Annotated in this window: 14 protein-coding genes; 4 read left to right on the forward strand and 10 right to left on the reverse strand. The window is 38.8% G+C overall.

Translation table 11 applies throughout. The annotated features are described in order from the left end of the window. Positions 1–39: 39 nt before the first annotated feature. The 4 genes from RM541_RS03575 to RM541_RS03590 form a co-directional block, all read right to left on the reverse strand. On the reverse strand, positions 40–540 hold the full coding sequence (locus RM541_RS03575) for a hypothetical protein (RefSeq protein WP_311498851.1): 501 nt from the start codon (positions 538–540) through the stop codon (positions 40–42). Further along, positions 533–2,035: a hypothetical protein gene (locus RM541_RS03580; RefSeq protein ID WP_311498852.1), complete on the reverse strand. Its 1,503-nt coding sequence runs from the start codon at positions 2,033–2,035 to the stop codon at positions 533–535. The genes RM541_RS03575 and RM541_RS03580 overlap by 8 nt, the downstream gene beginning before the upstream one ends. Before the next feature lie 273 nt (positions 2,036–2,308). Then, positions 2,309–3,130 carry a ZIP family metal transporter gene (locus tag RM541_RS03585; protein ID WP_311498853.1) on the reverse strand — a complete coding sequence of 274 codons (822 nt, stop codon included), beginning with the start codon at positions 3,128–3,130 and terminating at the stop codon, positions 2,309–2,311. Between the two features lies 1 nt (position 3,131). Then, the gene (locus RM541_RS03590) at positions 3,132–3,788 is read right to left on the reverse strand and encodes a metal-dependent transcriptional regulator (RefSeq protein ID WP_311498854.1); all 657 of its coding nucleotides are present in this window, start codon (positions 3,786–3,788) and stop codon (positions 3,132–3,134) included. A gap of 99 nt (positions 3,789–3,887) precedes the next feature. Between RM541_RS03590 and RM541_RS03595 the strand changes: the two genes are divergently transcribed. Next, a complete protein-coding gene (locus RM541_RS03595; RefSeq protein ID WP_311498855.1) occupies positions 3,888–6,155 on the forward strand; it encodes a TonB-dependent receptor in 2,268 nt (755 codons plus the stop codon). Position 6,156: 1 nt separating this feature from the next. Here RM541_RS03595 and RM541_RS03600 read toward each other — a convergent pair whose 3' ends face one another. After that, positions 6,157–6,897, reverse strand: a complete 741-nt coding sequence (locus tag RM541_RS03600) for a TerB family tellurite resistance protein (protein ID WP_311498856.1) — start codon at positions 6,895–6,897, stop codon at positions 6,157–6,159. 185 nt (positions 6,898–7,082) lie between these two features. Between RM541_RS03600 and RM541_RS03605 the strand changes: the two genes are divergently transcribed. The 3 genes from RM541_RS03605 to RM541_RS03615 all read left to right on the forward strand — a co-directional run bounded on the left by RM541_RS03605 (position 7,083) and on the right by RM541_RS03615 (position 9,432). Beyond that, complete coding sequence (locus tag RM541_RS03605) at positions 7,083–7,493, forward strand: BrxA/BrxB family bacilliredoxin (protein ID WP_311493754.1); 411 nt, start codon at positions 7,083–7,085, stop codon at positions 7,491–7,493. 483 nt (positions 7,494–7,976) lie between these two features. Beyond that, positions 7,977–8,708 carry a lysophospholipid acyltransferase family protein gene (locus tag RM541_RS03610; protein WP_311498857.1) on the forward strand — a complete coding sequence of 244 codons (732 nt, stop codon included), beginning with the start codon at positions 7,977–7,979 and terminating at the stop codon, positions 8,706–8,708. 64 nt (positions 8,709–8,772) lie between these two features. Next, positions 8,773–9,432: an HD domain-containing protein gene (locus RM541_RS03615; protein ID WP_311498858.1), complete on the forward strand. Its 660-nt coding sequence runs from the start codon at positions 8,773–8,775 to the stop codon at positions 9,430–9,432. A 74-nt stretch (positions 9,433–9,506) separates the two neighbouring features. Here the strand turns inward: RM541_RS03615 and RM541_RS03620 are convergent, their stop codons facing one another. The 5 genes from RM541_RS03620 to RM541_RS03640 all read right to left on the reverse strand — a co-directional run bounded on the left by RM541_RS03620 (position 9,507) and on the right by RM541_RS03640 (position 14,375). Then, a complete protein-coding gene (locus RM541_RS03620; protein ID WP_311498859.1) occupies positions 9,507–10,289 on the reverse strand; it encodes an Fpg/Nei family DNA glycosylase in 783 nt (260 codons plus the stop codon). 62 nt (positions 10,290–10,351) lie between these two features. After that, complete coding sequence (locus RM541_RS03625; protein WP_311498968.1) at positions 10,352–11,425, reverse strand: PA0069 family radical SAM protein; 1,074 nt, start codon at positions 11,423–11,425, stop codon at positions 10,352–10,354. Between the two features lie 71 nt (positions 11,426–11,496). Further along, the gene (locus RM541_RS03630) at positions 11,497–12,279 is read right to left on the reverse strand and encodes an enoyl-CoA hydratase/isomerase family protein (RefSeq protein ID WP_311498860.1); all 783 of its coding nucleotides are present in this window, start codon (positions 12,277–12,279) and stop codon (positions 11,497–11,499) included. Positions 12,280–12,312: 33 nt separating this feature from the next. Next, a complete protein-coding gene (locus RM541_RS03635) occupies positions 12,313–13,785 on the reverse strand; it encodes an ATP-binding protein (protein WP_311498861.1) in 1,473 nt (490 codons plus the stop codon). A 41-nt stretch (positions 13,786–13,826) separates the two neighbouring features. Further along, positions 13,827–14,375: a CopD family protein gene (locus RM541_RS03640; protein ID WP_311498969.1), complete on the reverse strand. Its 549-nt coding sequence runs from the start codon at positions 14,373–14,375 to the stop codon at positions 13,827–13,829. Between the last annotated feature and the right edge of the window lie 4 nt (positions 14,376–14,379).

Raw genomic sequence — 14,379 nt, forward strand, 5'->3', positions numbered from 1 at the left:
TTCATAGAGGGCTTCAAAGCTGGTGTCGGCAAAGATTTTCTATTCTTTTACCGGGCGAGTAAAACTGACCTGACGCAGGATAATACTATCATTCTTGATTTCATCTGCATCTATCATAAAAATCATCACATCTTCCTCCCAACTATCCTCTTCCTCAAAAGTCTTTGCTACTTTAATATAAGGGGTCGTCCTGAAAAATTCGATACCCAATAATTTTTTATCTTGCAAAAATGATTTGTGCTTTTTTAAAATTATTGGAGGTTTTCCACCAAATTTTTCATAAGTTTTTTGACTCTGATTGGAATGAAAAAATTTGAATCTGGTAGCCCCATAAGTATCTTCTTCCATTTGCCTTATAAGATAGGCCATTGATTTTTCCAATTTTTCTTCTGGTGAACCAGCTTGAACTCCTTCTGTGAAGTTCGATTTTTCCATTTCTTCATATTGATTGTCAAATGCAATATAGACCGTATCATTTTTTTGAGATAACAATAAAAATGGAAAAAAAATCACTAAAAAAGTTAAGAGAATTTTATTCATTGCAGTTAGGTGTTTCTGTGGAGTTACCTTCCGCTCCAGATTCATAAAGATATAGATTATCCGCATTGTCAAGGTACTCATCGCCGGCAGTAGTGCCGTCCAATCCCCTATAAGACACATATTCATAAAACTTGTCCCAGTTCCATAAGGTATTATCATCATATCCATTTAAGAATCCACTGTCGTTTAAAAGAGGATGAACTTCCCGTATCGCTGCCTGCATGATCCCGGTATAATGGTCGGCCATATATTCATGCTGCCATCCCTTCAACTGGCGGTAATCTTCATAGAGGGCTTCAAAGCTGGTGTCGGTTGGAGTTATCCCATTATTAAGATTTTTAACCGCGGCATACAAATTGGCATGTATGGCTTCATGCACCAAGGTTTGTGCCAGAAAAATGGTGGGGGTATTGGGATCGTTAATATAATCTCTGTCAATATCAATTCGATAAGCTCCCCCTCGCAAAGGTGTCGTACAACCGGAAGCATTTTCATTACCGTTGCAATTGAGATCATCAACAACGTTAAATTTAAGATCAAATAATGCGTCTTCACCAAAAAAGTCGACTAAAATTTCTTGAAGAGACTGTTGCTCTACTAGTCTATTATAAGTACAATTTATTTTATCTACTCTCAAAAATGAGGAATCTATCTTCACTTCAAATGGAGCCTCCTCTTCCCTTGGTAGATTAGGAGCCGTATGTCCATCTGCAAATTCAAAATCATGTAAACCACCGTCACCACCACCGCTACCATCTCCATAGCCGCTTCCCCCGGGACTTCCTGATCCCGGACTGCTGTCCCCAGGACTAAATTCTCCACCGCCACTGGGACCACCAGCACCACCACATTTAATTCTCATCGTGTACGAAGTAGAACAGCTCCAATCAGCAAAGCTACCTCTCCCACCTATGCTACCTCCGTTTGTACACACAGTTCCCATCTCAGTAAATTCAAACCTACATGATGCTTTGCTTTGGGAGGAATAATCTTTATTTTCAGGAATGCCCATCTTCATATAGATACTGTTGATTTTCTCCCCCGTAGTTGTATAAAAGGTGACATTTCCGGAAAATTCATCAAAGTTATTCTTGAATGGCTGCCAATCGTTATCGGGTTCGTATCGGATTACAACTAAATTTTCTTCCTCATTATCTTTAATTAAAACTAAATTGTCAAAATGAATATTTGAGGATGCTTTATTTTCAATATTTTTTAATAAAAAAGTATAAGTACTTGTTCCATTCTCGTTTATTATTTTTTTTGCGGGGACATCCGTGCTTACACCTCCAAAAATGTCGGGTCCTTTGGCTCCTTTTTGTCTTATAAGGTGATGAGAATCAAAGTGTTTTTTAATCGAGAAACTTAAATCTTCAAATGCGATTTCCTGGAGCACATTTTTCTGAGTCTTTTCTTCACTAAAGATTTCAACTTCGTCTTTTTGGCATGATACAATAAATACGGTTAACAATAAAATCAGGTAAAAATTTTTCATATTAATAGATTAGATAATTAGAATAATCTACACTTAAAGTAGGGTAGAAAATGTAGTAGAGCTAAAATACTTCATTTATCTTGAGATCTTATCTATTTTCCCGTACCAATAATACGGTTTTCCCACGTTTTCTTAACTTATATAATGATCTTAAGATTAATGTTTAAAATTTTCATTCCTTAGCCCATATAATCTCCCATGCACATAATTGCATATTTACGCGCTGTTCACTCTGTCTAATACAATTAACATATTGAAGTCTGTGACGAAACATTACGCTAAGCCTACATCCAGCGTCATCATTACCATAAAACCGCCAATGAAGCCCATAGTAGAAATATCTGTGTAATTTCCCTGTTGTGCTTCCGGCACTACTTCTTCCACAACAACAAAAATCATTGCTCCTGCCGCAAAACAAAGCGCATAAGGTAAAATAGGTTCGAAAGTAAGGACCGCCCATGCCCCTAAAACAGCTGCCACGGGTTCTACAATAGCCGAAAGTTGTCCATAATTAAAACTTTTCCAACGGCTTAGCCCCTGCCCTCTTAAAGGCATGGCCACCGCAAAACCTTCAGGGAAATTCTGAAGTCCAATTCCCATTGCCAGCGCCACAGCTCCTCCAATACTTGCACCTTCAAATCCTGCAGCTGCGCCACCAAAAAGTACTCCTACTGCCAGACCTTCCGGAATATTATGTAAAGTTATAGCCAGGGTTAGAAGAACAGATTTATGCCATTTAGTTTTTACACCTTCCTTTTCATCCATCTTAAAATTTACATGCAAGTGCGGCAACACTTTATCCAATCCAAAAATAAACAAGGCACCCAGTCCGAAGCCTACAACTGCAGGAACAACTTTGGCAAAACCTTCGCCGGGACTCATTTCTATCCCGGGAGCAAGCAGGCTCCAGAAACTCGCTGCAACCATTACACCACCAGTAAATCCTAGCATACCATCAAATACTTTTCTATTCATTTCCTTAAACATAAAAACCAGGGAGGCTCCCAAAGCAGTAAGTCCCCATGTAAAGAATGTCGCTAAAAAAGCCGCCAATACAGGATCCAATTGTTCAAAGTAGGTAATTATTTGTTCCATTCTAATATGTTTTTATATAAAGGTTATTAGAGACCACCTGGGAAATTCGCAGTTCATTATTTTCGATGGAAATGAGCATAGACCCATCAAATGTCTCCTTTTCCAAAACTTTTATTTCTTTTCCCAGAGCAATGTTATTTTTATCGAGAAAGCGCAAAAAATCTACTGAAGAGTCTTTTACACCCACACAAATTCCTGTTTTACTTTTTTCCAGTTCTGCGAGCAGTATTTTATTAGATACCGCAAAGTTGCCCTGGGCATCGGGAATAGGATCACCGTGGGGATCACGTTTGGGAAATCCTAAAAATTTATCCAGCTGACTGATAAGTTTTTCAGATTTTATGTGCTCCAGCTGCTCTGCAATATCATGTACCTCATCCCACTGGAAATCTAGTTTTTCCACCAGGAAATACTCCCATAAGCGATGTTTCCTGATCACCTCTATAGCGGTTTTTCTTCCTAATTCACTCAATTTGACACCCTGATATTTGCGGTAATTGACCAGTTTCTTTCCTGAAAGCTTTTTGATCATATCTGTCACAGAAGATGCCTTTGTTTCCATCTCTTCTGCCAGAGCATTTGTACTTACTCCTGATTTGTAGGAGCGCTCCAGATGGAAAATAGCTTTTAAGTAATTTTCTTCAGAAAGGCTAAACATAATAAATATTTACGTAATCCAAAACTACATTTTTAAAATATAAAAACCTATTTTTAGACAAGTCTAAATTTAATTAATATATTTGTCAAAATTCTAGAAATGAAAACACTTACAGCCTTAGCTTTATTAATTACTGCTACCACATGGTCACAGGAAGGTGATTTATCGGGAAAAATATTAAGTGATGGACTACCCATAGAATTTGCAACTATTTATATTAAGAGTTTGAGCAGGGGAACTACGGCAGATGAAAACGGAGATTTTATGCTTAAGAATATTCCGGCAGGACACCATCAGGTAATAGTTACTTCTATGGGGTACGAAAGTTTAAAACAGCAAGTCACCATTAACACTAACAGAACAGCCACACAAAATTTTGAACTTAAGGTGAGTCAGTCCCAATTGAATGAAATTATAATTGTAGATACCCAAACGGGACTTACACGTCGCACCCCCTATAATCTCTCCAGTATTGATATGCAGGGAATAGAAAATAAAGGGAATCCCAACGGGATGATGGGAAATTTGCGGGAAGTGCCCGGTGTTTACGGAGCCGAGTTTGGCCAGGGAATCGTAAAGCCTTTTATCAGAGGGCTTGGATTTTCCCGGGTGGTCACCGTTTACCAGGGTAATAAATTAGAAAATCACCAATGGGGAGCAGACCATGGCCTTGGCATTAACGACTTAGGCATAAAACGGGTAGATGTAATCAAAGGGCCGGCCTCAGTTTTATATGGCTCGGGAGCGCTTGGAGGGGTGTTACTAACGCATGATGACGAGTTTTACAAAGGGACAAATAAAGTCTCGGGGAATATTGGTACTACTTTTAACAGTGTCTCCAATGGAATAAGATCTTACGGCTCCTTAGGAAAAATGTTTAAGAATGGAATTTTTTTCGCCACAGATATGGCGTATGAGAACCATGCCGACTATAAGAACGGCAATAACAGAATAATCGGGAATAGCAGGTTTAATACTAAAACCCTTAGAATCCATACCGGAATTGAACAGGAGAACTTTCAGAATAAATTATCTTTTTCTTTTAATGATCAAAACCTGGGGATTATTCTAGATGAAGAAATGCAGGATAGCCAAAGTTTAGCTACCACACGAAATGACCGGGATATGCAATTGCCGTTTCAAGAAGTGAAAGATTTCCTGCTTTCCTATAACCAAAGCACACAGCATCAAAATCTGGAGACTTCTCTGCACCTTTCCCACCACTCCAATAATCGTAAGGAAATTGAACAAAATTTTAACCTGATAGACCTGGGATTACAACAAAATCATACCTTCTTAAATGCACGGATAAGTTTAACCGGCGGAAAAATAAAACATAGTTTTGGAACGCAGGGGAGTTTTGTAAGCACCAGAAACATCAAAGAATCACAGGAATTTTTAATTCCCGATGCCGATGTTTTCGAAAGTGGGTTATATTACCTGGCAAGTATGGATATGAATTCCTGGTACTTCCAGGGAGCACTGCGTTATGACTATCGTAAAGTTACTGCAGATGCCGGCTCTGCTGAATTAATCGCAGATGATTTTATTTTACCGGGTAATCCTGAAAGCCGGAAACTGACCAGAACATTTAATGGATTTACAGGCTCCATTGGCGCCACCAAAAGCTTCGACCAAAAAAATCAGTTAAAACTGAATTTCTCTACTGGGTTCCGCGCACCAGATCTTGCCGAATTATTTTCCAACGGCCCGCATCCGGGAACCAGCCGGTTTGAAAAAGGCAATGATCAATTTGGCAGGGAACAAAGCTTACAAGCTGATGTAAATTATACCTACCGGAAAAAAAGATTTGAAGGCAATTTTTCAGCTTTTGGAAGTAAGGTGAACAATTATATTTATTTTACAGCAACTACAGAAACCATTCCGGAAGAAAACCTTGAAGTATGGTCTTATCTGCAAACAAACGCGCTTTTGTACGGAGCTGAATTTAACCTGAAGCACAGCTGGCTGGAAAACCATAGGCTTGTAACGAATTTTTCCGGGGCTTTCGTACGCGCAGAAGACCTTAAAAACAACCGAAACCTGAGCTTTATTCCTCCGGACAATTTCAACCTGGAGCTTGGCTACTTCGGTTCAAAAGACAAAACACTTTATGCCTTTTCAAAAATTAGAATGATTAGCGATCAAAACAGAGCGGGTTTAAATGAAGAGACCACCGCCGGCTATATGCTACTGAACCTGGGTCTAAGTAAAAAATTCTATTTGAAGAATGATCAACTGGAAACAGGTATTACTGTTTACAATGCTTTAAATAAAAATTATGTTGATCATATGTCTATCTTGAGGGCTTTTAACGTGAGCAGTCCCGGACGTAATATAATGTTGAACCTAAAATATAATTTTTAGGTCACATTCCCCGCTCCTTCTGGATTTGTTCGTAAGCTTCCTGTACTTTCTGAAATTTTTCCTGCGCTCCTTTACGATAAGCTTCGTCCATGTGGCCCAGCTTATCGGGATGATATTTTTTAGCCATGGTTCTAAAGGCTTTTTTTACTTCAGCATCTGTAGCAGTTTTATCTATTTCGAGAATTTTATAAGCACTTTCAGCGGTCTTCTTAAAGAACATTGCTTTGATACTTTCAAAATCCATTCTACTTATACGAAGATATCCGGCTATTTCCTGAATGATCCTTGTTTCTGCTTCACTCACCGTACCATCTGCCTGTGCTATTCCGAAGAGAAAATGAGTGATTTGAAGTCGGGTGGGATATTTTGTGCGCTGCGCCAGGTACTGCCCAATCCTGGCAGACGAAAGCTCCCTGTTTTTAATAACATCGTTGAAGGTCCTAAATGTAGCATTTGCCCGTTCCTTACCGTAAGAACTTACGAAATAGGAGCGCACATAATCAAGTTCCCTTTGTGAAACCTGCCCATCGGCTTTTATAACCAGTGCGCACAGCGAAAGCAGGTTAAGCTCGAAATCTCCAGGAGAAACTGTGTTTTTCTTCTGTTCCCCGAACATCCCTTCCATTAACCCCCCGCTGGAACGAATATAATTATCGAGAAGAGACCCTATTATAAAACCGAGAATTGCACCTGCAAACCTGAAATACATGAAGCCAAGTAGGGCCGCAAACCATTTAATCATGAAGAATTTCTTTTTAAAAATGCAAAGATACTATTTTATAGAAGTTTAGAACCGGACCAGCATCTATAAAAGCTTATTCGTAAATAAATTCAACCTATTCACCAATAGGAATTTGAGATGTGCTCACGTAAACAATATTTGGTATCTTTGTTGTTCATAATTAGTTTAATATAAAATAGTAATATATGTATCCAGCAGATTTAGTAAAACCAATGCGAGAAGACCTTACCAATATAGGTTTTGAAGAATTACATACTGTAGAAGAAGTTGATGCAGCAATGAAGAAAGAAGGGACTACTTTAGTAATAGTTAATTCGGTATGCGGTTGTGCTGCAGCTAACGCTCGTCCGGGCGCAAGGATGTCTTTACAAAATGCGAAAAAACCAGATAATTTATATACTGTATTTGCCGGTGTAGACAAAGAAGCTACAGACAGAGCTCGTGGTTATATGGTTCCTTTCCCTCCCTCTTCGCCATCTATGGCACTTTACAAAGACGGGGAATTGGTTCACATGTTGGAGCGCCACCACATAGAAGGACGTCCTGCAGAAATGATTGCAGAAAATCTTACAGGAGCTTATAACGAGTTCTGCTAAAAAATAATTTCATTTGAAGTGTAAAAGCTGTTTGGATAAATTCTGAACAGCTTTTTTTTATTTTTCCAGTTCCTGACGCAACCTTTCCGGATAAATTCCAATGCTCAAAAAAGCCTTTACTAATTCTTTCAGAACAATATGATGAAGTCTGGCAGGTTCAAATCTAAAAGGAAAATGTTTATGCTGTTGGATTTTACAACAAAAATAACTCCCATAGTGCAGGCCCTACTGCCTGTTATTGGATAAATGGGGAACTGCATTAGCTGGAAGATAATGCCCTGGCCTACGGGATTTTTGTTGATGGTGAAGATATTTACGTAACCGGAGCCACCGGAAGTGTACCAGCCAATTACAATGCATGATACTGGAAAATTGGCTTACGTGTAGATTTGCGTTAATAAAGGAAAAATATTATACAGAAGATTACACTCGACTTGCCCGGTGTATATTTAAAACCATATTTTTGTGTTTTTAAATTTTCCGATGAAAAAAATACTTTCTTACCCGCTTTCGGTAATAAGCTATATTTTCTTTTTTATAACTATCGCAGTCTTTCATCTCATACAATGGATTTCTTTAAAACTGGGAGGGTATTACGCTCACAAGAAAAGTGTAGACATTTTTAATTTCTTTCTAATGCGTTGTCTGGATATTTTGGGTGCACGTTTCAGTTTTGAAAATACTCACAATATCCCCGTGGAAAAACCCTGTATTTTTGTGGCAAACCACCAGGGAATGTATGACATTCCGCTTATTATATGGTACTTAAGGGATCATCACCCTAAATTTGTAAGTAAAAAGGAATTAGGAAATGGAATTCCGGGGATTTCCTTCAATTTAAGGCACGGCGGCTCTGTACTTATAGATCGTAAGAATCCGCGGGAATCTTTGCTGAAAATGAGCAAATTTGCTGACTATCTTAAAGAAACTAACCGTTCTGCTGTTATATTCCCTGAAGGTACCCGTAGTCGTACCGGCCAACCAAAAAGATTTGCTGTAAGAGGGCTGCAGATACTGCTGAAGAAGATGCCAGATGCACTGGTAGTGCCGCTTACTATTAATAATTCCTGGAAATTATTTCAGTACGGAAATTTTCCGTTAGGCCTCGGAGTTCATTTTAAATTGAAAGTACATGAACCGATTCCGGTATCTTCCGACGATCCGGACAGCCTGATTGCGCTGGTGGAGCGAACAATTATTACAGATATTAAATAAGATTATTTTACTAATCCGCTAAACTTCACAGATTTAAAAACCTGTGGGTTTGTAACACAAATTAATGACCTCACAAGAAACCGGAATTATAGAAAATACCACAGTATTTGTAAAAGAAACTTTAAAAGGTGCCGAAGGTGGCCACGACTGGTTTCACATTCAAAGGGTTTTTAATAATGCAAAACTTATTGCTGAAGGAGAAGATGCTAATCATCTTGTTATCGCCCTGGGGGCGCTCCTACATGATATTGCCGACTCCAAATTTCATAATGGTGATGAAAGTGTTGGCCCTAAAGTAGCAGAAGATTTTCTAAAATCACAAAAGGTTTCTTCTGAAGTAATTCAACACGTGATAAAAATAATCGAAAATATTTCATTTAAAGGCGGAAATGTAGCGAGGGACTTTAGTTCTATAGAGCTGGATATCGTTCAGGACGCAGACAGGCTGGATGCAATTGGAGCTATTGGGATTGCACGGACTTTTAATTATGGCGGATTTAAAGGCAGAGGTTTGTATGATCCCGAAATTGAACCGAACCTCAACATGACCAAAGAAGAATACAAAGCTTCCAATGCGCCTACCATTAATCATTTCTATGAAAAACTGCTTTTACTTAAAGACAGGATGAACACGGAAACCGGCCGCAAAATCGCTGCAGAAAGGCATAAGTTTATGGAGCTTTTCCTCGATCAATTCTATAAAGAGTGGAATGGTGAGGCATGAAAATTGCCAATTATCGACCTTCACTAATTTTTGTGACTAAACTCTCTTTGCATTTGATATTCTGGTAATGTGAATTATTTTTTAACCTGGCAATCTGGGCAAAAATAGGTGCTCCTCCCGGAGACTTTCATCATTTCTACCTTACCCTTACAATCTGGACAGTCTGCTCCTTCTTTCCGGTGGCTTGTGAGATAATTTTCAGGTAGTTTAGAATCTTCAGTCTTGCTTTTAGTCACTTTTTTCAGAATTTTTTCCATTTTTTCGAACAAACACTTAATCTCCTTATCAGAAAGCTTCGCTGTACTTGTTTTGGGATGAATTTTACACTGAAAAAGGATTTCATCGGCATATAAATTGCCAATTCCCGCAATAATGTGCTGATCTGTTAATGCACTTTTTATGCTTCCTTTTTTATCCTGAAGCAGTTTGATAAATTCCTCTTCTTTTACATCCAGCGCATGATTTCCCAATGAATTTTTCTTCTGGAAATCTTCTATTCCTTCAGCTAAATAGATTTTTCCGAATTTACGTGGACAAACGAAGGACAACCGGGAATTATCTTCAAAAAAGAGCGTAAGCTGGGCGTGTTTTGGAACCTCATCATGCTGATAAAATTCCATTTTTCCGGACATGCCAAAATGAAGCACCAGCTCTTTTCCTGAAGTTATATTTAAAAACAAATATTTTCCCAATTGCTGGGTTCCGGAGATCTTTTTGTTCAAAACAGCATTTTCAAAATCCTTTTGCGAAGACTGGAATAACTTCTTTGCACCAAAATCCATTTTGACAACTTTCTTATGGAGCGCAGTCGCATCTACATACTTCTTTTGATAAGCGACTTCAGGTAATTCGGGCATAATTCTTTCAATTTCAGCTTAAGTTATTAAAATTTTCAGTCTTGTAAAAAACATACAGAAAACTAAAAAAGCTTTAACTGCCCATCTTTAAACTGCTCGTGCAGATCCAGGTTTAAGGGAGTACGTAGACGATCCTTCAGATATTTTTTCCTGGCGATCTTAAACTGCTGTTCTACCTGTTCAGCAAATTTTCCTTCGCCTTTCATGCGGGTTCCAAAACGGCTATCGTTTAAACTTCCGCCATGGATATTTTCGATTTGATGCAGCACTTTATCTGCCCTGTCCGGCATGGCTTTTTTAATCCAATCGGTAAAAATCTGACCTATTGCCCCGTTAAGTCTCACAATAGTATATCCCACACTTTCAGCTCCCCTTTCGGAAATTTCTTTTACCAGCGGCATAATTTCATGACTGTTAATCGCAGGGATTATTGGCGCCATCATCACGCTTACCGGAATATTTGCCACAGATAATTTCTCTAAAGTTTCCAGCCGTTTTTTAATACTCGCCGTACGCGGTTCCAGGATCCTTCGGGTTTCCTCATGTAAAGAAGTAATGGAAATGTTTACCCTCACCAGGTTATCTGAAGCCAACTCTCTTAAAATATCGATATCCCGTTGTACCAAAGCATTTTTTGTAATTATGCCCACAGGATGCCGGTATTTTAGAAATGTCTGGAGTAACTGTCGGGTGATTTTCAGTTTCTTTTCTATGGGCTGATAACAGTCGGTATTTCCTGAAAGTACAATAGTTTCTGTCTTCCAGCTTTTGCTACTCAATTTCTTTTCCAGCAGTTCTACGGCATTCCGCTTTACCAGGATTTTCTGTTCAAAATCCAGTCCGGCGCTGTATCCCCAGTATTCGTGAGAATTACGGGCATAGCAATAAATACAGCCGTGTTCACAACCCTGGTAGGGATTTAAGGAATAGCCCATCCCTACATCAGGACTATTTACTTTATTAACTATGGTCTTCGGAAAAGTATCGATTAAAGTAGTTTTGGAATCATGAGCCTCGTCCCCTTCCATAGCACAATAATTGAGAAAGTCGTCCCGGGTTTCATGGCTGTGCGTATCAAACCTGTTGTGGATGTTTAACTGTGCTCCTCTTCCTTTTATAATTTCTCCTTCTGCCATAAAAACAAAAATAAGGAATAAATCCAAATTAATGGATTTATTCCTTATATAATATTCGGTTTCAAAGAAATCTATCTTCCAGGAAAGTCAGCTTTTCTCTTGCTTAAGAAAGCAGAAGTTCCTTCTTCAAAATCTTCGGTGCCAAAACATTTTCCAAATTCTTCAATTTCTGCTTCAAAACCATTTACCCCAGCCTCATAATTGGCATTTATTGCCCGTATTGCAGCGCTAATGGCCACTAATGAATTCTTCAGAATCTTGTCTGCCATGCCTTCAGTAAATTCCATTAGATCTTCTTGTGTGGTCACATGGTTTACGAGGTTATACCGAAGCGCCTGATTAGCATCGATCATTCCTGCAGTCATGATCATTTCCATGGCACGGCCTTTACCTACCAGCTGTGGCAAACGTTGAGTCCCGCCGTAACCGGGAACTAATCCCAGGGAAACTTCAGGAAGCCCCATTTTTGCATTGTCACTGGCGATCCTAAAATGTGCAGCCATGGCAAGTTCAAGCCCTCCGCCTAACGCAAATCCATTTATAGCCGCGATCACCGGCTTTGGAAAATTAGCCACATAATCAAAAAGCTTTGCCTGACCTTCTGCCGCCAGGTGCTTTCCTTCTTCCGGAGAAAAATCTGAAAACTCACTGATGTCTGCACCTGCAACAAAAGCCTTTTCCCCACTTCCGGTTAAAATGATAACTTTTGTTTCTTCATCTTCCTTCGCATCGGCAAAGGCTTCGTGAAGTTCTTTGATGGTCTCTTTATTTAGAGCATTTAATTTCGAAGGTCTGTTGATGGTCACATATAAAATGTTTTCATCTATTTCTACAATAAGGTTCTTATAATCCATCTTAGCTCATTTTTTTGGTTGTTCCTGCTAATTTCAGCGAATATTTTCTTTCCATTTCGGAAATCTTACCTTAAAGATAGTGCCTTTATCGGGATTAGAAATAAAACTAATCGCCCCGTTATAGGTTTCAACAATATTTTTAACCATAGCCAATCCAAGTCCCATTCCGCTGGATTTAGTAGTAAATTTAGGTTCAAAGATCTTTTCTCTATTTTCTTCAGGGATTCCGGAACCATTATCACATATAGAAATACAAATATTCTCCTCCTCCTCCTCTACGCTTACCACAATTTTAGGATTATCCTGATTCCGCAGGGCCTGCACCGCATTTTTCACGAGGTTGGTAATAACCCTAATAAGTTGTGTCCTGTCAAACTTTGCCAGAATCTCTTCTTTTTCTGAAGTAAATACAATGTAATTCTCATTGAAGATATCCAGAGCAAGTTTTACAATTTTAGGTACGTTGAGGGTCTCATTTTGCTGCGCGGGCATTTTGGCAAAATTTGAAAATGCCGAAGCTATGGAAGTCATTGTATCAATTTGGTTAATCAATGTATCGCTGTACTCTTTTACTTTTTGTTCAATTTCAGGATCATTTCTATCAAATCGGCGCTCAAAACTTTGCACACTCAGGCGCATTGGAGTTAATGGGTTTTTTATCTCGTGTGCTACCTGTTTAGCCATTTCGCGCCAGGCCTGCTCCCTTTCTCCCGTAGCCAATTTTACAGCACTTTCTTCCAGTTGATCAATCATACTATTATATGCTGAAACAAGCGCAAAAATCTCTTCTGTGGCGTTATTAAGTTCGATTTTCTGATTCTTTTTATCCAGCCTGGTCTGATTGATTTTTTCAGAAACTATTTTTAAAGATTTCGTGATATACCTTGAAAGAAAATATGACATGGTAATTGCCAAAACCAGCATAAAGAGATAAATCTCCCCCATTCGCATCAGAAAATTATTCAGGTCTCGATTAAGAACACTATCATCCTGAAGATATGGCAAATACAGGATAGCCAGAGGTTTAAATTTATGGTCGGTAATATAGCTGTAGGACGATCTGTATTTGCGGCCATTTACCTCTGTTTTTCTTAAATACCTTCTCCTGCTGGAGGAATTAAGCTTGTCAATTATCTGCGGTTCTATACGATTATCTGTGGTATCTCTAAAGGCATAGCCACTGGATTTTACCAGTAATCTCCCTTCCAGATCATAGATATTAATCGGCATTTCGTGTACCTGCGCCATTTCGTAGATCTTATTGCGCTCTTTAAAAATAAGGGCAATATTTTCAGTATCCACGAGATAAGTGGTATTCGCCAGTACAAACTTTAGGTTTTCCTTTATTGCCTGTTCTTTTCTTTCCAGCCGTTCTCTATGGTAATTTTCAGCTTCCTGTTTGTATTGATAAACGGTCACACCGGCAATAAGAATAGAAGCGCCCAGCACCAGCAATATCATCGAAATAAAGATTCGCGTACGTAAGGAGAGTTTTAAAAGCCTCATAAAAAGTTTCTTACTGCGGATTAATCAATTATCGCACCAGTCTAAGCATTTGGTTTACGGGAGCGGATTTTTTTATATAGTTTTATTCCCAGCATAAGCATTATGGCCAGAAAAAAAATTCCCAATACTCCATAGATCCAGTTGATGGCGTCGCGGACAATTACCAGGAATATAACTGCAAAAAGTACAAGTGTGGAGCCTTCGTTCCATATCCTCATTTGCGTAGAAGTCCATTTGATGACGTCCTCCTGCAATTCTTTAAAAATTAAATGACTTTTGAAGTGGTACGCGAAAAGAAGTACTACAAAACACAGCTTTACCAGCATCCAGTCCTGCTGAAGCCACGACGGGATTAGAAAAAGCAGCCAGACTGCGAAAATGGTGGTAAGTATTGCTGAAGGCCAGGTAATGATGTACCACAACCTTTTGGACATCAATTTTAATTGGTCTGTAAGTATTTTCTTTTCCGGTTCTGGTTTTTGTGCAGCTTCGATGTGATAAACAAATAACCTCGGAATATAAAAAAGCCCGGCGAACCAGGTGATCACGAAAATAAGATGAAGTGATTTTATGTAATTATAATATTCAATCACT

It is taken from the genome of Autumnicola psychrophila, assembly GCF_031846645.1.
Taxonomy (GTDB): Bacteria; Bacteroidota; Bacteroidia; order Flavobacteriales; family Flavobacteriaceae; genus Autumnicola; species Autumnicola psychrophila.

Coding starts and splice junctions, on each gene's coding strand:
- RM541_RS03575 (WP_311498851.1), bottom strand. CDS start 540: ATGAATAAAATTCTCTTAACTTTTTTAGTGATTTTTTTTCCATTTTTA.
- RM541_RS03580 (WP_311498852.1), bottom strand. CDS start 2,035: ATGAAAAATTTTTACCTGATTTTATTGTTAACCGTATTTATTGTATCA.
- RM541_RS03585 (WP_311498853.1), bottom strand. CDS start 3,130: ATGGAACAAATAATTACCTACTTTGAACAATTGGATCCTGTATTGGCG.
- RM541_RS03590 (WP_311498854.1), bottom strand. CDS start 3,788: ATGTTTAGCCTTTCTGAAGAAAATTACTTAAAAGCTATTTTCCATCTG.
- RM541_RS03595 (WP_311498855.1), top strand. CDS start 3,888: ATGAAAACACTTACAGCCTTAGCTTTATTAATTACTGCTACCACATGG.
- RM541_RS03600 (WP_311498856.1), bottom strand. CDS start 6,897: ATGATTAAATGGTTTGCGGCCCTACTTGGCTTCATGTATTTCAGGTTT.
- RM541_RS03605 (WP_311493754.1), top strand. CDS start 7,083: ATGTATCCAGCAGATTTAGTAAAACCAATGCGAGAAGACCTTACCAAT.
- RM541_RS03610 (WP_311498857.1), top strand. CDS start 7,977: ATGAAAAAAATACTTTCTTACCCGCTTTCGGTAATAAGCTATATTTTC.
- RM541_RS03615 (WP_311498858.1), top strand. CDS start 8,773: ATGACCTCACAAGAAACCGGAATTATAGAAAATACCACAGTATTTGTA.
- RM541_RS03620 (WP_311498859.1), bottom strand. CDS start 10,289: ATGCCCGAATTACCTGAAGTCGCTTATCAAAAGAAGTATGTAGATGCG.
- RM541_RS03625 (WP_311498968.1), bottom strand. CDS start 11,425: ATGGCAGAAGGAGAAATTATAAAAGGAAGAGGAGCACAGTTAAACATC.
- RM541_RS03630 (WP_311498860.1), bottom strand. CDS start 12,279: ATGGATTATAAGAACCTTATTGTAGAAATAGATGAAAACATTTTATAT.
- RM541_RS03635 (WP_311498861.1), bottom strand. CDS start 13,785: ATGAGGCTTTTAAAACTCTCCTTACGTACGCGAATCTTTATTTCGATG.